Here is a 19,503-nt window from a genome sequence, read left to right on the forward strand (position 1 = left end):
AGAGCATTAATATGAAACCATGGTACGAACAGAGCTTCGGCTCCGATTATATGCTTGTCTACAAACATCGCGATTGGGAAAATGCAAATAAGGAAGCTTCCAAAATGATCGCTTGGCTAGAGCTGGCGGAAGGTTCTCATGTACTTGATATAGGCTGTGGGATGGGAAGGCATTCACTCGCTTTAGCAAACCTTGGCTACACCGTTACAGGTATGGATTTATCGACTACATTGCTTGATGAAGCTCATCGTCATGATGAAGATGGACTTGTCGAATGGGTTAAAGGGGATATGCGTCAGCTGCCGTTTGAAGCGGAACGTTTTGATGCGACTGTCAATTTATTTACCTCATTTGGCTATTTCACAGCAGAGGAAGATAATGTGAGCGTGCTTCGGCATATACGTAGAGTGCTGCGTATAGACGGTTGTTTTTTAATCGATTTCCTTAATCCTATTTATGTGGCTCAAACCTTAGTGCCCCAATCGGAACGTATCGATGAGGAGACAGGTCTGCTTATACAAGAGGCAAGATCCATTGCAAATGGCTGGGTGCAGAAGGGCATTTCAATTTTCAATCCGGACAAAGAAGAGAAGCCAAGACAGTATTTAGAACAGGTAAGGCTGTACAACCTAGACTGGTTTGAAAATAATCTAGATGCTTGCAGTCTTAGAATAGACAAGCTGTACGGCAATTACGATGGTTCGAAATACGATCCAGAGGCTTCTCCGCGAATGATTATGACAGGGAGAGCTAAAAGATGATATTTGAAAACAAGGATTCAAGCAGCATGCCGTCTTCAAATGAACAGGAGTTTTTACATACGGTTTCGTGGCAGGAAGGATGGCTGCAGGTAAAGGTCCCGGTTCCCTTTTCCCTCAAGTGGGTTAACAGCTATCTTATACCCGAAGAACAGGGATATACGCTTATTGATCCGGGACTGCGAACGGACGAAGCCATTCAAGTATGGGACAAAGTCTTGCAGCATCATAACTTGGAGTGGCGCAATGTTACAAGAATCATTTTGACGCATCAGCATCCCGATCATTATGGACTCGCTGGTTATGTGCAAGAGAGAAGCGGGGCGCCCGTTTTTATTTCACGCAGGGCACATGACTATGCAATTAGGCTGTGGGGAGAAGAAAGTGAGTTCGGCGGGCAGCTGCAGGCTCTGTATGCGAAGCACGGAATGCCGATTCATCATAGAGAGGCTATTGCGCAAAATCTTGAAACCTTTGTGGAGATGGTATCCCCTCAGCCGGAGGTAACCTATATCGAAGCGGGAGATCAAATCATAATTGGTGGAATGAGCTGGGTCTTAATTGACGCGCCTGGTCATGCAAACGGACAGCTATGTTTCTATCAGCAAGAACGCAAATGGATGGTATGCGGGGATCAGGTTATGCCTCATATTACCCCGAATGTGAGCATAGTGCCCGGCGAGGATGGCGATCCATTGGAAGCATTTCTAGGCAGCTTGCAGGAGCTTGCTCATTATGAGGTTCAATTGGCTTTTCCAGGACATCGGGATCCTTTTACCAATTTCCATGACAGGATATTGGAGCTGCAGCAGCATCATATGCGGAGGCTAGACAAAATGGTTCGGATGCTCGAAGAAGAGCCCCGCACCGCCTATGGCATGTGCGAGGCTCTATTCGGCAATCGTCTGAACGGGAATGCGCATCAGCTCAGATTTGCAATGTCTGAGACACTTGCGCATTTGGTATATTTGGAGCGTCAAGCTCGAATCTCTTCTACTGAAAAAGATGGCATTTATAATTATTTTGCGATCACCGCTTAACGATCACGGAATTCCTGCGGGGTAATGCCGTATCGATCTTTGAACACCTTTATGAAATAACTCGTTTTCAAATAACCGACTTTAGCTGCTATCTCGTAAATTTTGTCTGTTGTCGTGCGAAGCATATGCGCTGCCGTTTCCATTTTTAATCTGGATAAGTAGTCGCTTATGCCTTCGCCGGTTTCCAGCTTATATATTTTTGACAAGTAGGACGGATTCAGAAATACATGGGAAGCAATCGATTGCAGTGAAGCGTCTTCTAAATGGCTTGAAACATATTCTTGAACCTTCTGAATCGTACTGGAACGAGAATGCTGTACTTTGCTAGTCATATGGTTTCTATAGTTATCAAGTATGCCAGCCGTCCAAGTGCGAAGCTGCTTAATCGTATGAAAGTGGGGACCGCTAAGCAGTTGATTGAACTCAGATCCCATAATGTCGGACATCCACAGCTTGTTTTTATGAATGGAGAAACTTAACGAGCTGGCAATCATGAAATAGGTTTCCAAAATATGCTCATGCGACTCGCCCCATTTAAGCTCCAGCTCCTCAAACGCAAGATTTAGTTTCTCCTCGATCGCGACCCATTGTCCTGCCTCAAGCAAATGAATAAGCAGCGGCGGATTGTATAAATGAGAGAGAGAATTTGCTTCTCCTTGCTGTGATTCTTCTGTCAGTGTGAGGAGAAATCCGCGTTCACTGCCAATGCGCTGTCTAAAGTTGATAAGCGAGAAATCATAGGTTTCGCGCAGCTCAAGCGGAAATACATCCTGCTTCGTAATGACTAACGATACGGTCCCCTTTAAATACAATTTCACATAATGCTGAAGCTGCGCTGCTTTTTGCTCAATGAGATGCAGCATGGAAGCTTGTTCTTGGCGTTGCTTTTCTTTGCCCATAATGAGAAATACAAAGTAGCCATGCTCGTCCTTCGTATGCCATAGCCTATATTCCTCTGTAAATATTTCCTCCGCGATGTTGCACACGGCGTATTCAAGCAGCGAGCTGTCACGTTCGCTTTGCTCATAGAAGTAGTCCTCCATCCGCATAAGCATCATACAATATGGCTCTTTTGGATGAAAAGATAGATTCAGAATATTGAGCTTTTCTTTTAATTTTTCGTCGCTGTAGGCCTGTCCCTTCAGAAGAGAGAGCAGAAGATGATTTCGTAAAATAGGGACGTTTTCTTTCAAAGAGGTTAGCGCGCTTTGATGCGAGCTGACCTCCTTCCAATGTTCTTCCAGCTGGGAAGCGGCTTTCCGAACGGCTTGCAGCAGCTCTTCGTCTTCAGCGGGCTTCAGCAAATAGTCGCTTGCTTGGAACTGAAGTGCTTTTTGGGCATACTCAAAATCATTATAGCCGGACAATAAAATACATTTCACATTGCTCCATGATTCTTTGATTTGTTCGATTAAATCAAGGCCGGAGAGGCCGGGCATATGAATATCTGTAATGACGATATCAATAGGCGTAGCCTGCATAATATCAAGCGCTTCCCGCCCAGAGTGTGCAAGGTAGACGGAATCAATGCCAACGGAGCTCCATGGCAAATTACTGGCTAAATCCTCTACGAGATCCGGTTGGTCATCCACTATTAAAAGTTGATACATGTGAACAGCTCCTATTCATTCATCTAAGGCGTGTCTGAGAGCTCTGAGGAGAGCAAATTTTGCCGAATTTTCGTTCCATGCAAGGCGCGTTTGTGAAGGCGTACCGGGGGTACGACAAGCAAACGGAACGAAGCAGGGGGCGAAAAGGCGGTGAAAGGTGCCACTGAACGGGTTTTCAGACACGCCCTAGTTGGCATAGTTTTCATGCGGCCAAGACAGGTACACAGCAACGCCGCCTTCTTCGCGAATTCGGAAGCTGATTGAAGCCTCAGATCCAAATTGGAACAGCATCCGCTGCCTAATATTCCACAGCGCGCAGCCGCTCGTATCATCAGGAGGATTGATAATTTTTTTCTCCAGCTTTCGAAGGGCTTCGTCCGTCATCCCCATCCCGTTATCTTCCACAATAATCGTGTGATAGCGATCATTGCTAACACCTGAAATGGTGATGAGCCCATCACCGTCAAAACGTTCAATCCCGTGCAGCACCGCGTTTTCAACGACAGGCTGCAGGAGCAGACGCGGAATCTGAGCACCAAGCATCGAATCAGGCACCTCGATGCGATAGGACAGGTGCTGGATATGAAATTGTTGAATTTCCAAATAGCTCTCAACAAGCTGCAGCTCTTCCCTCAGCGTTGCGGTCAGCTTCTCGACCCTTGTCGTATAGCGATAATAAGTAGACAAGTGCATGGCAAGCCGCATGACAGATTCCTTCTTATCCAGTCTAGCAAGGCTGCGTATGAGCGCGAAACAATTGTATAAAAAATGCGGATTAATCTGGGATTGCAGCTGTTTCACATTGGCTTCACGCCTCCGAAGCTCCTCCACATAAACCTTCTGAATGAGCTGTTCCGTATTCGCAGCCATATCGTTAAATCTTTGAAATAAATAAGTAAATTCATTTTTGGGGTTTACCGTTATTCTTGCGGAATAGTTGCCTTCCTGCAGCCGTTTCACACTTCGAATAAGCAAACCGATTGGGCGCTGTACATTTCGATAAAGCAAATAACCTGCGAGCAAGCTCATAATGAGCAGCAAACCGACGGAGCCGTAAAACAAATTTTGGCTTTTGACGATTGGTTTCAACACATTTGCAATCGGTACGTAGTCAATCAAATACCAATCCAACGTTTTTACATGCGCAGAGGTGACGAGAAAATCATCCCCATTTATCGTCATAATTTGATTGGACGCTTCTGGGACGGTCATTTTTTTGAGCAGCGCTTGAATGCTCTTGGTCATTTCTTTATCGGCCGTTTTATTTTTTATCATGCGCCCATCGGAATGGACGAGAAACGGATCGCCTTTGCCTGCCAGCTTGAAAGTATCCAAATCCTTTATGAGATGCTCCTCTGGAAAAGAAATCTCTACGATAATACCGGCTTTCTCTATATCGGTGATTTTGCTTTTTGGCTTGACGATATGGCGTACGAAACGATTTTGCTTTATGTTTTGAATCGTCATTTCCTCGTACTTCCAGGTCGGCGTCAATATTTTTTTGATCGATTCGAGGTCATATGAGAGATACGTATTTGTTGATACGAGCTGCTTGCTTGCCGGCGCTGTAATGCTGTATTGCGTATCCCAGCGCTGTGCGACATTGAGCAGGCGAAGCCTCTCGAGAATGCGCAGCTTCTCATCGTTTCGCTGGTATGTGCTTTCAATTAAATGTAAATTTTGCAGCTGCTGGATATGGATATCTTCGCTGAGCAGAAAGCCAAGCGTCGATAGCGTGGTTACGCTTTTATCAACCTCGCTCGCTAGAAAGGTAATGTCCTTCTGCTTCAACGATTTCATTTCTTCCGTGATAACTCCGATGCTTGTCCGTATAGAAAGCGTATACAAAATAATGATCGGGATAAGCAAAAGGACGATCAATGTAATCATTTTGGCAAATGTGTTTTCTCTTAAACGCATGCTGGAGTCCTCTCTTTTTATGAAAATAATGATACATAAGTAAACAAAATGGCATGCTTCCAAAGATCGTGGTCTATAGAACAGGAGAGACTGCTGGTAAAATTAATCATACAGGAGAGATGAAAAAACTCAAATCAAATTTTGTTTGGAAAGGGGCAGAACAGTGGAAAGTGCGCTAAACAAACCGCTGCAGCAAGAAAAAAAACCAAGACAACAAAAGGATAAAAGAGCGAGAGAACTATTTAGTCGTACTTGGCCCTTGCATCTCATGCTGCTTCCGGCGGCTATTGTTACCTTTATATTTGCTTATGTACCAATGAGCGGGCTAATTATGGCCTTTCAGGATTTTAAACCTTATAACGGCATGTTTCATTCGAAGCTTGTTGGACTGGAGCACTTCCGCTTTATGTTTGAGTATCCAGACAGCAAACAGGTCATTTGGAACACTTTAATCATTTCGGGCTTAAAGATCGTTTTTGGCTTAATCGTGCCGTTTACGTTCGCGATTCTGCTTAATGAGGTTCGAAAAATGCTGTTTAAGCGAGTGGTACAGACCTTGGTGTACTTGCCGCATTTTATATCATGGGTAATTTTAGGTGCGATCCTTACTGACATGCTGGGCAGTAAAGGAATCGTGAATCAGACATTCAACAGTCTCGGTATAGATTCTGTGTTCTGGCTTGGGAACGGGGATTGGTTCCGTTTTACCGTTATCGTAAGCGATATTTGGCAAAACTTCGGTTTTAACACCATCGTATTTCTTGCGGCACTGGCGGGTGTAAATCCTTCATTGTACGAAGCGGCTGAGGTGGATGGCGCCACGCGCTGGAAGCAGACGCTGCATATTACGGTTCCGTCGATGATTCCAATCGCGGTTGTCGTAGGCACGTTGTCCCTCGGCAATATTTTGAACGGGGGCTTCGATCAAATCTTCAATCTATACAATTCGCTTGTATACGATAAGGGTGACATTATCGATACGTTCGTCTATCGGACAGCGATATTGAATGGTCAATACAGCTTTGGAACAGCTGTTGGTTTGTTTAAATCTCTAATCGGTTTGATCATGATCGTCTTCTCTTACCGAATGGCATACAAATACGCAGGTTATCGAATTTTCTAGGAAAGAGAGGGGCGAGAAAAAGCATGTATCACAAAACAACAGGTTATAAAGCTTTTTCAGTATTTAACTATATTTTGCTCGCGGTCATTTGTATTTCTTGTATTATTCCGCTCGTTCATATTCTAGCTGTAAGCTTAAGCGCAAGCTCCCCAGCCAACGCGAATCTGGTCAAGCTATGGCCGATCGGCTTCAACCTTGAAGCCTATTCCAAAACGCTGAATAACGATAATTTTCACAATGCTCTTTTTGTAGGTTTTAAGCGTACGGCGCTCGGCACGCTCGTCGGCATGACTTTGATGATTCTAGCGGGTTATGCATTATCCAAAGATGGACGGACATTTAAGAGCCGTTCGGTCTATACGTGGTATTTTCTCTTTACGATGTTGTTCAGTGGTGGTATTGTTCCTTCGTACATGCTTATTCGCAACTTGGATTTAATGAACTCGATTTGGGCGCTTGTTCTGCCAGGGGCGATCAACGTATTTAATATGGTGCTTCTAATGAACTTTTTCCGGGCAGTACCGAAGGAGCTGGAGGAAGCTTCGGTCATGGATGGAGCAGGACAGTTCCGAACGCTTTGGAGTATATTTTTACCCATTTCAATGCCGGCTTTAGCTACGATTTCATTGTTTACCATGGTTACACATTGGAATTCATGGTTTGATGGATTGTTATATATTACAGATTATAGAAAATATCCATTAGCAACCTTTTTGCAAACGATCATTGTACAGCAGGATTTTAATAAAATAAATCCCGATGTCAACGAGCTTAAGCATATCTCGCAGCGTACCGTTAAATCCGCGCAAATCTTCATTGGTACATTGCCGATATTGCTTGTATACCCCTTTTTACAGCGATATTTCGTGAAAGGGATCATCATGGGGGCTGTCAAAGAATAGTGCAAGAAAAAGGCATCAATAACAAAATTGTGGTCTTTCGGAGCTGTAAAGCGAGCTGTATATTGGTAACAAGCGATATTACAAATATCGTTAATAATAACAAAAATTAACTTACGGGGGTAAAGGCATGAAGAAGTGGCTTTCGGTCTTATTGGTACTATCATTTATGCTCGCAATCGCAGCTTGTTCTGGAAACAACACGAACAAGGGGACTAACAGTCCGGCAGCAACAAACAAAGCGAGCAACGAACCAGCCAAGGTTGAAGAAGGAAGCACTGAAGGCTTTGCGGATGGCAAGTATACGACACCTATTACGTTAACGACAGTTTGGGGTCTTAACCAAAATGGTTCAATCTTCAAAGAAGGCGAGTCCATTGAGGATAATGTTCATACTCGTCTTATCAAAGAAAGACTTGGCATTGACATTAAATACAACTGGGTTGTAACGAATACGAATGATGCTTACAAAACAAAGCTTCGCCTTATGCTGTCATCAGGTGAGGAAATGCCGGATGTTGTCACTTACCGCGGAGATATGGAAACGGTTAATATGTTGATCGACTCCGGTCAATTTATGCCGGTAGGCGATTTGGTCGACAAATACGCAAATGATACTTACAAAGCAGGCCTTGATCTTGATCCAACCATCTGGCTGCCAATTAGCCGGGGCGCTGACAAAATGGCCTTGCCTATTCTAGATTATGCCTACAACGCAGATCATGTCATGTGGATTCGTGAGGATTGGCTGACAAAGCTTAACCTTAAAGCTCCAACAACGCTTGCAGAAATGGAAACGGTTATGGAAGCATTCGTTAAGAATGATCCAGACGGAGACAGCAAAGCGGATACAATTGGTCTTGCAACAGGCTTCAAAAATGGCTTCGCTAACTGGATGACTGATATCGGCTTCGTGTTTGGCGCTTATGGCACAATGCCTGGTCAATGGAATCAAGCAGCGGATGGATCTTTGGCGCATGGTTCGATCAATCCAGCAGCTAAAGATGCATTAACAAAATTAAAAGAATGGTTAGACAAAGGCTACATTTCACAAGATTCAGCATTGCTTGATGAATCAACGGGCTCGGAATTGTTTACTAAAGGCGAAGCGGGAATTATTTTTGGACCAAACTGGCTTCCAGCATGGCCTTTCCCAGATCTTCTGAACAACGTTCCTGGCGCAAAATATAAAGCGTATCCAATTCCTGCTGGTCCAGATGGTAAAATTGGTTCCGCAGGCGGCAACCCGCCAGCAAACGGTTATGTATTCGTAAACAAAAAAGCTAAAAATCCTGAAGCTATTTTGCACTACTATAACTGGTTCTTCGATAATATGGCTAACCCGCAGCCGGGCAGCGAGTTCGAGAAGGGCTTCGCAGAAGGTTATGATTATGCAACACTTCCAGACGGCTCTATTACTGCTGATATTGCAAAATACCCAGACCTATTCCCTGGTTTGAAGGATCAAACAGCACCACCGCTATACTACACGCTCACTTTTGAAGGCGCTCGTATTCCTACTCTTTATGCAGAAACGCATGTTAAGCTTGCTGGCGGCGCAGAGCCGGTAACGCCATACGAGAAACAAGAGTTTAATACACGTCTAAAAGAGAATACAGATGCGATGAAAGTAGTTATGGACCAAAATTCGATCCGTATGAAAAACTACTATATGGGTCCTTTGACGGAAACGATGCAAAGTAAAAACGAGCTTCTGAACAAGCTGCTTAATGAAACGTTCAGCAAAATCGTATACGGACAACAACCAGTTGATTCGTTCGATACGATGGTTGAAAACTGGAAAAAATCAGGCGGCGAACAAATTACGAAAGAAGTTAACGATTGGTACAACAGCGTAAAATAAGGAGATATTTTCAGCTGAGGCATCATGTAAAAGTTTAATAGATCGAGCAAACAGTCTGTCACGTTGCAGTTTATCATTTAGCTGTAAGGGGCAGGCTGTTTCCTTGAAAAGACAAGTAAGCGTTATCATTTTATTTCATGATCCTGAAAGGATGTAGGAGAAGCATGAATAAACGGTTTATTTCGATGATATTGGTGTTCATGATGCTCACGAGCAGCTTGCCGGCTGTCAGTGCGGCGACAGCCACAGATGAGAAGGGAACGGCACATTGGGGCGAGAAAGTGCTGGAAAAATGGATTTCAAAGGGGATGCTTAGCGGATATCCGGATGGCAGCTTGCAGCCTGATCGTCAAGTAACGAGAGCTGAATTTACAAAGCTGGTTCATGCTATCTTTCAGTTTGAAGCTAAAGGCTCGAATACTTTTACAGATGTAGCCGCTGACGCATGGTACAGCAAGCAGGTTGCTGCTGCGTTGGAAGCTGGAGTGATTACTGGTTACCCGGATGGCAGCTTTAAGCCTGACGCACCACTTACGAGGCAGGAAGCTGCGAAAATAACAGCCGAACTGTTTAAGCAGGCTGCGGTAGATGGGAATAAGCTCTCCAGCTTTACGGATTATAATCTAGTACAAGCTTATGCAAAAGCACCGTTAGAGCAGCTGCTGGCAGGAGGATACATAACGGGTTATCCGGATCAAACCATTCGGCCGAAAAAACCGATTACTCGTGCAGAAGCCATCACATTGCTTGACCGAATTGCTGGTGAAATCATTAATACAGCCGGCACCTATGAAGATTTGAAAATAGCCGGAAATGCTGTCGTAAATACAGCGGGAGTAAAGATCAACAAAACTGCTATCGATAAGGATTTGTTCTTAACGCAGGGAATTGGCGAAGGCGATGTCTTTTTAACGGATGTGGATGTGAAAGGAACGGTCTACATCAATGGGGGCGGAATCAACAGCATTCATTTTATAAATTCGAAGCTGAATAAGCTTATTGTGAATAAGCCTTATGGAAAAGTACGCGTCGTACTTACAGGCTCTTCGCAGGTGCAGCAGCTTATCGTGGAATCGGGATCTGACATTCAAATTGATGCTGGAGCAAGCAGTCAATTACTTACGATTTCGGATACAGCGGGCGGAACCGCAATTCAGGTAAATGGTACTGTAAATCAAATAGTTAATACAGGTTCAAGTACGACATTAAATGGCAATAGCTTAGGCAAAAGCAGTGATGTGAGTGTTCAGAACGGAGTTGTAAAAACAGGACAACCGACTGGCTCAGGTCCAAGCGGTGGTGGCGGTCAAACGACTCCGCAACCAACTCCAACAGCAGCACCGACAAACTCCCCGACACCTTCGCCTACGACAGAACCGACGACGACACCAACAACAGCACCTGTGGATGAATGGGAGCTTGTATGGAATGATGAATTTGATGGAAGCGGCGACAACGTTGATACTAACGGCGTTAACCTCGACAAATGGGCTTATCAGTTAGGCACGGGCTCTCAATATGGTCTTGATGGCTGGGGGAACAATGAAGAACAGTATTATCGCTCCGAAAATATTAAGGTAGCGGACGGGAAATTAACGATCACCGCTGACGATGATGGTTTTGGCGGCAAGAAATATACATCAGGCAGATTATATACAGAGCCTACCTTTAATAAAACGTATGGAAAATTTGAAGCTCGCATGAAGCTGCCGGTAGGCAATGGCATTTGGCCTGCCTTCTGGATGATGCCGAAGGATAGCGAGTATGGGGTTTGGGCTTCATCTGGAGAACTCGATATTATGGAAGCGCGCGGCCGCTTACCGAACAAAGTCGGCGGTGCCATTCATTACGGTAAAAACTGGCCGGCAAACAAGTCAAAAAGTGCAGATTACATTTTTGGAGAAGAAACGGATATTACGGACTATCATACTTACGGTGTAGAGTGGGAGCCTGGTGAAATTCGCTGGTATGTTGACGGACAATTATTCCAGAAGCTTAATAATTGGGATAGCTGGGGAGCAGATCAACCTGCAAAATATGCGTTTCCCGCTCCGTTTGATAAGCCGTTTTACATGATTTTGAACTTGGCTGTTGGCGGTAATTTTGACGGTGGGATAACACCCGACCCATCACTGCTGCCAGTGAAAATGGAAGTCGACTATGTTCGTGTCTATGAGCTAACTGGCAGACCGTATAAGACGCCTGTAGAGCCTAGCGTCGACTCAGAGCCATATCCAGATCAATATAAAGAACCGATTGCAGGTAATTTTATTCATGATAATAGCTACAGCAAGCCGTTCACAACCATTGCTGAGGCGAATCAAGCTTTAGATACGAATTATTGGAATTTTGTACATGTAAGCACATTCCAAGGTAACGGCTCGATTTCTGTTGAAGCTTTAAATGGTGTAAATTATGCCAAGGCGGATATTACGAGCAGCGGGAATGCCATACATGCGGTTCAACTCATTCAGAATGTAACGCTTGGTAAAGGCAGATGGTATAAGCTTACTTTTGACGCCAAATCGAATGCAAATCGAAATGCCACCGTCAAATTTGGCGGCGGGGAAACACGCGGCTGGACGACGTACTCCGATATTATGGATGTAAAGCTGACAAATAATATCCAATCTTATGAAATGATATTTCAAATGGGAGCCGAGACGGATACGCTGGCTAGACTCGAATTCAACCTTGGACTAAGCACGAATCCGGTCTGGATTGGCAATGTGAAGGTTGAAGAAACCGACTCCCCAGATCCGTTTCATGATAACGATCCTAAAGAGCCGTTGAACGGCAATCATGTGTATAACGGCAGCTTCGACCTAGGTCGAATCGATCGTCTGACTTATTGGAATTTCAATAAGGCTGGAGGCAACGCTGCAGCATCGGTGAATGCTGACACTAGAGAACTTAAAATATCGAATCTTGATGGCGAAAAAGAGCCGAAGTCGATCTCGCTTACGCAGTCGGGTATCAATCTACTGAAAGAAAACGATTATAAGGTAACATTTAAGGCTAGAGCAGCTACTGCACGCACCATTCAGATTGGTGTGTACAAATCAGATGGTACGGCTTATGCCGCTCCAGAGACGATCTCGCTTGCCTCTGAGATGAAGGAGTATACATTTCAGTTTGCGATGGAGCAGTCCAACGATATTAATGGACAGTTGGTATTTTTATTAGGCGGCCATCAGGCTGAAATCTATTTAGACGATATTAAGATGATTCGATTGACTAACAACAACACGGGCGAATTGGCGCTGGCAGATCAATTTCCAGTGAAAAATGGCGACTTCTCGAGTGGCAAGGTGAGTTGGAGCGAGCATGTGCAGGGACGTTATGACGGTTGGGGCTCAAGCGCGGACTTTAACGCTCAGAATGAAGAGATGAAGATTGCGATTGCGAGCGAAGGTGTTAATCCTTGGGACGTCATGCTGATGCAAAATAATATTAATCTATTTAAAGGCAAAACGTATACGGTGACTTTAGATGCAAGTTCATCCAAAAACCGTGAAATGGAAATTGTTATTGAAGTAGGCAGCACGCGTTATTTGTCCAAAAAGGTGCAATTGACGCAGACGAAACAAACGTTCAGCTACGAGCTGCTTGTTCAAAGCGACATTACGCCGACGTTTAAGCTGCTGCTAGGTAAACTGGACGGTGCAGCTGTCATAGGCGAGCATGATGTATTAGTTGACAACATACATGTGGAGCAGCAGGATGCACGAAGTAAAGCCTTCTTGATCAAAAATGGATATTTTGATGCAGGAATGCAGGATTGGAGCACGCATATTCAGGGCATTTATGATGGCCCCTCGAGAGCAGCCATTAAAGATGACAATGGTGCGGTGAAAGTCGCGATAGCGAACGCTGGCTTGAATGCGTGGGATATTGTTTTGCAGCAGGGCTCATTGGCGCTAGTTAAAGGCAAAACGTATGTCGTTACCTTTTTGGCCAGAGCAACTTCGCCGCGTACCATTGAAGCGGTTGTTGAGAACAGCGCTTATAATCGTTTCTTAAATGAAAAGGTGCAGCTTGATACGGTTACTAAAATGTACAGCTACGAGTTCACTATGGCAAAGGATGACAACGCAACCTTTAAACTGCTTTTTGGAGTGCAGCCCGATGCTCCTTCTGCGGCACATGACGTATTTATCGATAATGTGCATCTTGAACTGAAAGGAGCTAAGGAAGCGGCAGGCGAGAAGGCTCGCAGCTCAAATAATATTATGCTGCTGCTTCCTCCCGTGCTTTCAAAAGATGTATCCGATAATGAAATGGGTCAAAATATCGACATTACCTTTAATGATAATGAGGCTTGGAGAAATGCGACAACTGATGTATTTGTCGATGAATCGAAGCTTCCTAAAGAAGCATATCAGCTTGCCTCAGGAAAACTAACAATCGATAAGACCCAATTCAGTGCAGTTAAATCATACACGATCACGATTAGGTCAACTGGTTATGAGCTTGCTCAAGTGATTCAAAGTATTCAAGAGAAAAACATATGGAGTCTCGTATGGAATGATGAGTTTGACAGCGTAGGAGAAAATCTGGATACAAACGGTGTCGATCTTGACAAGTGGGCGTATCAGCTTGGCAACGGCAGTGAGTATGGCGTAGGCGACTGGGGCAATAACGAGCTGCAGTTTTATAAGAAAGAAAATATAAAGATCGAGAATGGCCAAATGATTATCGAAGCCAAAAAAGAGAATTTTGGCGGTAAACAATATACGTCAGGCCGGCTTTGGACCAGTCCAACTTTCAGCAAAGCTTATGGCAAATTCGAAGCGCGGATTAAGCTCCCTGCGGGTCAAGGCTTATGGCCGGCGTTTTGGATGATGCCGAAGGATAGCGAGTACGGCGGATGGGCTTCCTCTGGTGAAATTGACATTATGGAAGCTAGAGGACGTGTGCCAGGCGAAGTTGACGGCACTATTCATTTTGGCAAAAATGCTCCAAATAACAAAATTACCGGTGCGCAGTATGAATTTCCGCAAGGTGAGGACATCACGGGTTACCATACTTATTCTTTAGAGTGGGAACCAGGCGAGCTGCGCTGGTATGTGGATGGGAATTTGTTTCAAACACTTAATGATTGGAATAGCTGGGGAGCAGATCAACCCGAAAAATATGCTTTTCCTGCACCATTTGATAAGGAGTTTTACATTATTCTCAATCTAGCTGTAGGAGGCAATTATGACGGCGGGTTGAAGCCTGATCCTTCCTTGTTGTCAGCTCAGATGGAGATTGACTATGTGCGTGCTTATGAGCTTACTGGCAGACCTTACAAGGTGCCTGTTGAACCGATGCTTGTAAAGGATTCGTTCCCGCAAAATGGGAAAGCGGCTGTAGATGGCAATTTTATTTATGATCCTGCTTATACTCATGGCGTTAAGAACATCACAGCAGAAAATCCGGTGATAGATATGAATTACTGGAATTTCCTTCATGGAGCTGAATTTGGCGGAGCGGGTGAGGTTTCGGTGGATACGGTAGACGGGACACCATTTGCCAAAGTAGACATTTCGAATGGCGGGAATGTGCCCTATTCCTTGCAGCTTGTCCAGTATGTGACCCTTGTTAAAGGTCAGGCTTACAAAATTAGCTTTGATGCAAAAGCATCAGCGCCGCGCAGCATGAGCTTGAAGTTTGGCGGCGATGCGAACAGCGGCTGGGGAATTTATTCTGACAACTTTGAAGCATCCTTGAAGGATCAGGTCGGTCATTATGAGTATCGCTTCCTCATGACAGACAAAACAAATGCTGCTGCAAGGTTGGAATTCAATTTAGGTCAAAACGTAAATGATGTGTGGATCGGAAATGTTTATTTAGAGGAAATCGATGAGTTAATTGAACCAGGCGCTGCAAAAGCTCCACTGAATAACGGCAATCACATTTATAATGGAGGTTTTGATCTAGGGACGATGGATCGTTTGCTCTATTGGAATACAAAAACAACGGATTCGGCTGCTGCTGACATCAGTGTAGATCCAGTATTGCGCAGGTTAAACGTTAATATTTCAGATGGTGGTACTAATGCTTCGTCTATAAAACTAACCCAACAGGGCATTAATCTGCTGCAAAAGGATTCGTATGAGCTGACCTTTGATGCAGAAGCTTCGGCCGCTCGGACCATCACCGTACAGCTTAAGAGCAAAGACGGCTCAACGATTTATTCAGGTCCACATGCGATTCAGCTAGATCCATCGAATAGTTCGCATAAGCTCTCATTTACGATGCCACCTAACGTAACAGACGAGGAAGCGCAGCTTGAGTTTTTGTTAGGCGGCAGCAACGCTGGGGTTCAGCTGGATAACATTAAGCTTATTCGCACAACAAATTTGAATGTTGATTTTACAGGCGTCGATTTGTTTCCGCTTAAGAATGGAGATTTCTCCAATGGGCTAAGCGGCTGGGAGCCGTTTACGCAAGGAGGTACAGCAGCATTCACGGAATCGAATGGAGCTGCAAAAATAGCGGTAACAAACGTAGGAGGGGAAGCTTGGAACGTAATGTTTAACCAGTCGAACCTTAAGCTTTCCAAGGGGATGACGTATGTGCTCTCTTTTGATGCGAGTTCGACGGTAGCACGGGACATCGAAGCGGCTCTCGAAAATGCTGGTTATACAAGGCGTTTTTATACGGGACCTTTGATGCTGACACCTTCGATGCAGCATTTTGAATTTACATTTAAGATGATGACCGATGATAATGTTGCGCTTAAGTTTTTACTTGGCAAAACTCCAAAAAGTGCAGCTGCACCGCACGAAATTTTCTTTGATAATGTTGTGCTTGAGGTGAAGGATGCGCCAATGCTGCGCCCGCCAACCTTAATACCAGATAAAACGGATAACCTAGTAGGGAGCGCGGTAGAAATCCGTTTTGTAGATAACGAAGCGTGGAGAACGGCGATTAGTGCAATTGAAGTGAATGGAGCTGTACTTGCTGGTGCAAAGTATACGCTTCAGCCTGGCAGCATTATGATTGATCAATCTGTTTTTGCAAGCGATCAATTATATACGATTAATGTCAAATCGACGGGCTTTGCGGATACAAGTGTTAATCAATTAATGCTTGCAGCAGATGGAAACCTTGTACTAAACGGTGGAATGACGAATGGGTCAGCTAACTGGGTTCATTGGTTTGGTGATGGGGGAGATTCGAAATATACACCTAAAGATGGTGTTGCCCAAATCGACATCTATTACCATGGGGGCATGCACCCAGAATGGAATGTTCCTGTAGGCTGGTCCACACAGTTTAACCAAAGCGGAATCAAGCTAGAGGCAGGCAAATCCTATGAGCTTTCCTTTAACGCATGGTCAACGGTTAATCGTCCGATTGCAGTGGAGCTGGGTGGATACAACAACACTGAAAGCGTACATTTTAATTTGACTAGTGATTCAGCTGCCACTTATAAGAAAAGTTTGCGGCCAAATAGCAACGTGGATTTGACTCTAAAGTTTTTGCTTGGCAACGTCGTAAATGGTGCTTTTGTTACGCCTGATGGCGAGCATACGATTTACATTGATAATGTCGCTATTCGTGAAGTAGCAGCACCACCGGTATTAGTGGCCGATTCGACTGAAAACAAAGTCGGACAGACAATTGAGCTGACATTTGCAGACTCTCCTGCTTGGCGTGCCGCAATTACGCAGCTTACGATTGACGGTGCAGCTGTCCAGAGCAGCAGCTATACGGTTGAGGCAGGAAAAATCAAGCTTAATGCAGATTTATTTACAAGTGTCAAAACGTATCTCATCACCGTTGCCGCAGCAGGATACGGCATCAGCGAGGTGCAGCAGCAGGTGAAGACGGCTGCCGCAAACATTGCTCTTCATAAAGCTGCTGCTGCATCATCAGGCAATCAACCAGCAGCTAACGCTGTAGATGGAGCGGGCAATACGAGATGGGAGTCGGAGTCATCAGATCCTCAGTGGATTTCTATTGATTTTGGCGCAGTCTATAAGCTGGAAAGTGCTGTCCTGAGCTGGGAGGGAGCATATGGAAAAGCCTATAAGCTGCAAGTATCCTCGGCGGCAGCGCCAGGAGAAAGCGACTGGACGGATGTATTCACAGAAGCCGCAGGCAATGGCGGGCTCGACAACATTACATTAAACGGGCAAGAAGCAAGGCATATTCGAATGGTTGGATCTGCTAGGGGCACCATTTACGGTTATTCCCTGTGGGAGTTTGAGGTGTATGGCACTTGGGTAAGCGGCGGCGAAGGAGGAGGAAACGGAGGCAATCCGGATCCTGGAACCACTCCGAATCCAGTGCTAGTGAACCTGGCGCTTAACAAGCAAGCTGTTGCATCAAGCTTTAATGCCGTTTTTCCTGCTCATTTGCTAACAGATGGCGATAAGGGTACAAGATGGGAAGCAAAATGGAGTGACAATAATACAGCTCCTTATCAGGCAGAATGGTTCTATATTGATTTGGAAAAAGTTCATTCCATTAATAAAATCATTTTGACTTGGGAAGCTGCGTATGGAAAAGCGATTGATATTCAAGTTGCTGCAGCAGGAAGCGATTTATCGGCAGCAAGCACAGATTGGAAGACGGTACATTCCTTGAACAGAGAATTGAGAGCGGAAGACTTTGTTGAAACAATCACCCTTGCAGACAGTGCGGAGGCTAGATATGTTCGTATTTTAGTGACAGAAAAAGGTCTTCCTCCATATGGTCCATCGCTTTATGAAATTGAGATTTATGAATAACTGTTTTATTTAGAGTGATAAAGAGAGCATGCTTTTACAGGGAATCCTGTGAAGTATGCTCTCTTTTCTTTTTGACGAACGATGGTTGCTCTTAAGGTAAACGTTTGTTTATTAATGATGATTTAATGAAGAATGGTAAATATATATTGCGACATATATAAATATATGATACATATTAAATAACGGAAATGACCTCAAAATGTGTTCTAATTATTTATTCCGTCATATGAAAGCAAAGGGAGACTGGATCATGGAGAGAGAATTAGCATTAGAGCTTGTACGTGTAACGGAACTGGCTGCGCTCGCATCGGCGCCTTGGATGGGAAGAGGCGATAAGAATAGCGCTGATGGAGCAGCAACATCTGCGATGCGCTCCATGTTTGATTCAGTGTCCATACGCGGTACTGTCGTTATAGGCGAAGGGGAAATGGATGAAGCGCCGATGTTGTACATTGGGGAGGAAGTAGGAAGCTTGAATGGCCCCGAGGTTGACGTAGCGGTTGATCCGCTGGAAGGTACCGAAATTGTAGCCAAAGGACTTAACAATGCAATGTCCGTGCTTGCAGTGGCAGGGAAAGGTCAGCTCTTGCACGCTCCTGATATGTACATGGAGAAGCTCGCTTTCGGTCCTGCTCTTGTTGGCAAGCTGTCGATAACTGATCCGATGGATGTCACGCTCCGTAAAGCGGCTGACGCTTTAAACAAGAAGGTTTCGGATTTAACGGTTATGATTTTGGACAGAACGCGCCATGAAGCGATCGTCAAGGTGCTGCGCCGAGTGGGTGTGCGTATAAAGTTTTTGTCGGATGGTGACGTTGCAGGCGCGATGGCACCTGCATTTCCGGAGGCAGGCATTGATTTGTATGTTGGTTCGGGAGGTGCACCAGAGGGTGTACTGGCTGCGGCAGCGCTGAAGTGTTTAGGCGGCGAGCTGCAAGCAAGGCTGATGCCGGCGGATAGCAATGAGTACAATCGCTGTGTTCAAATGGGCATTGCAGATCCGTATCGGGTGCTTACGATGGAGGATATGATTGGAACGGGCGATGTTTATTTTGCAGCAACAGGCGTTACGCCAGGCGAGTTTTTGGGCGGAGTACAGTATTTTCCTGACGAGAGGGCAGAAACGCATTCCATCGTAATGCGCGCTAAGACCAAAACGATCCGATTCGTACGTGCTATGCACTATTTGCCGAATAAAACATTTTTAAATAATGATAAATAACTAGGAATGGTGTGGTCGGCCGCTAGGCCGACCACTCTAGAAATAACATTCTAATAATGAAATGATCAGAAAGAATATAATTCAGCTGATTGGAAATTAACGGACATCAGATCCGTTATTTGCTTGAAATCCTCGTTTTTAAAGAGCTAACGGACATACAGTCTCTTATTTGGCTTCAAAAGCCGTGATTATGCTTCAATTTGCATAAATAGCGTATCTGATGTCCGTTAGAATTGTATTTGAGCTATATTTACCATAATAGCGGAACCTACGTCCGTTAGAGTCAAACTTGGTCTAATCTCGCTAGCCCCCTGACCCCAACGCCCCCGAACCACCACCTA

Annotated in this window: 9 protein-coding genes; 7 read left to right on the forward strand and 2 right to left on the reverse strand. The window is 44.8% G+C overall.

All coding sequences use genetic code 11. From position 1 onward, the window contains the following. Window positions 1–11 precede the first annotated feature (11 nt). On the forward strand, window positions 12–761 hold the full coding sequence (locus tag AC0VYE_RS09020) for a class I SAM-dependent methyltransferase (protein ID WP_475447350.1): 750 nt from the start codon (window positions 12–14) through the stop codon (window positions 759–761). Continuing rightward, window positions 758–1,798: an MBL fold metallo-hydrolase gene (locus tag AC0VYE_RS09025; RefSeq protein ID WP_256710873.1), complete on the forward strand. Its 1,041-nt coding sequence runs from the start codon at window positions 758–760 to the stop codon at window positions 1,796–1,798. Before AC0VYE_RS09020 ends, AC0VYE_RS09025 begins: the two co-directional genes overlap by 4 nt. On the opposite strand, the gene AC0VYE_RS09030 is transcribed toward AC0VYE_RS09025, so the two are convergent. Together AC0VYE_RS09030 and AC0VYE_RS09035 are read right to left on the reverse strand one after the other, a co-directional pair. Next, window positions 1,795–3,408 carry a response regulator gene (locus AC0VYE_RS09030; protein ID WP_475447353.1) on the reverse strand — a complete coding sequence of 538 codons (1,614 nt, stop codon included), beginning with the start codon at window positions 3,406–3,408 and terminating at the stop codon, window positions 1,795–1,797. The two genes, AC0VYE_RS09025 and AC0VYE_RS09030, sit on opposite strands and share 4 nt — an antisense overlap. A gap of 186 nt (window positions 3,409–3,594) precedes the next feature. Continuing rightward, window positions 3,595–5,328 (reverse strand): sensor histidine kinase, encoded by a 1,734-nt coding sequence (locus tag AC0VYE_RS09035; protein ID WP_475447355.1) that lies wholly within the window; start codon window positions 5,326–5,328, stop codon window positions 3,595–3,597. A gap of 268 nt (window positions 5,329–5,596) precedes the next feature. Between AC0VYE_RS09035 and AC0VYE_RS09040 the strand changes: the two genes are divergently transcribed. The 5 genes from AC0VYE_RS09040 (at window position 5,597) to glpX (ending at window position 19,162) form a co-directional block, all read left to right on the forward strand. Further along, a complete protein-coding gene (locus AC0VYE_RS09040; protein ID WP_475449499.1) occupies window positions 5,597–6,451 on the forward strand; it encodes an ABC transporter permease in 855 nt (284 codons plus the stop codon). Window positions 6,452–6,474: 23 nt separating this feature from the next. Then, the gene (locus AC0VYE_RS09045) at window positions 6,475–7,353 is read left to right on the forward strand and encodes a carbohydrate ABC transporter permease (protein WP_076267776.1); all 879 of its coding nucleotides are present in this window, start codon (window positions 6,475–6,477) and stop codon (window positions 7,351–7,353) included. Between the two features lie 127 nt (window positions 7,354–7,480). Next, a complete protein-coding gene (locus AC0VYE_RS09050; RefSeq protein ID WP_076267775.1) occupies window positions 7,481–9,214 on the forward strand; it encodes an extracellular solute-binding protein in 1,734 nt (577 codons plus the stop codon). A 164-nt stretch (window positions 9,215–9,378) separates the two neighbouring features. Continuing rightward, window positions 9,379–17,940, forward strand: coding sequence for a carbohydrate binding domain-containing protein (locus AC0VYE_RS09055; RefSeq protein WP_475447357.1), 8,562 nt, complete (start codon window positions 9,379–9,381; stop codon window positions 17,938–17,940). Between the two features lie 250 nt (window positions 17,941–18,190). Beyond that, the gene (gene glpX / locus AC0VYE_RS09060) at window positions 18,191–19,162 is read left to right on the forward strand and encodes a class II fructose-bisphosphatase (protein ID WP_076267774.1); all 972 of its coding nucleotides are present in this window, start codon (window positions 18,191–18,193) and stop codon (window positions 19,160–19,162) included. The last annotated feature ends 341 nt before the right edge of the window (window positions 19,163–19,503 follow it).

The organism is Pristimantibacillus sp. Z349TD_6, assembly GCF_056173205.1.

What these genes read in the sequence shown, in the direction of transcription:
- AC0VYE_RS09055 (WP_475447357.1), top strand. Translation starts at nt 9,379, where the DNA reads ATGAATAAACGGTTTATTTCGATGATATTGGTGTTCATGATGCTCACG.
- AC0VYE_RS09040 (WP_475449499.1), top strand. Translation starts at nt 5,597, where the DNA reads ATGCTGCTTCCGGCGGCTATTGTTACCTTTATATTTGCTTATGTACCA.
- glpX (WP_076267774.1), top strand. Translation starts at nt 18,191, where the DNA reads ATGGAGAGAGAATTAGCATTAGAGCTTGTACGTGTAACGGAACTGGCT.
- AC0VYE_RS09030 (WP_475447353.1), bottom strand. Translation starts at nt 3,408, where the DNA reads ATGTATCAACTTTTAATAGTGGATGACCAACCGGATCTCGTAGAGGAT.
- AC0VYE_RS09020 (WP_475447350.1), top strand. Translation starts at nt 12, where the DNA reads ATGAAACCATGGTACGAACAGAGCTTCGGCTCCGATTATATGCTTGTC.
- AC0VYE_RS09025 (WP_256710873.1), top strand. Translation starts at nt 758, where the DNA reads ATGATATTTGAAAACAAGGATTCAAGCAGCATGCCGTCTTCAAATGAA.
- AC0VYE_RS09045 (WP_076267776.1), top strand. Translation starts at nt 6,475, where the DNA reads ATGTATCACAAAACAACAGGTTATAAAGCTTTTTCAGTATTTAACTAT.
- AC0VYE_RS09050 (WP_076267775.1), top strand. Translation starts at nt 7,481, where the DNA reads ATGAAGAAGTGGCTTTCGGTCTTATTGGTACTATCATTTATGCTCGCA.
- AC0VYE_RS09035 (WP_475447355.1), bottom strand. Translation starts at nt 5,328, where the DNA reads ATGCGTTTAAGAGAAAACACATTTGCCAAAATGATTACATTGATCGTC.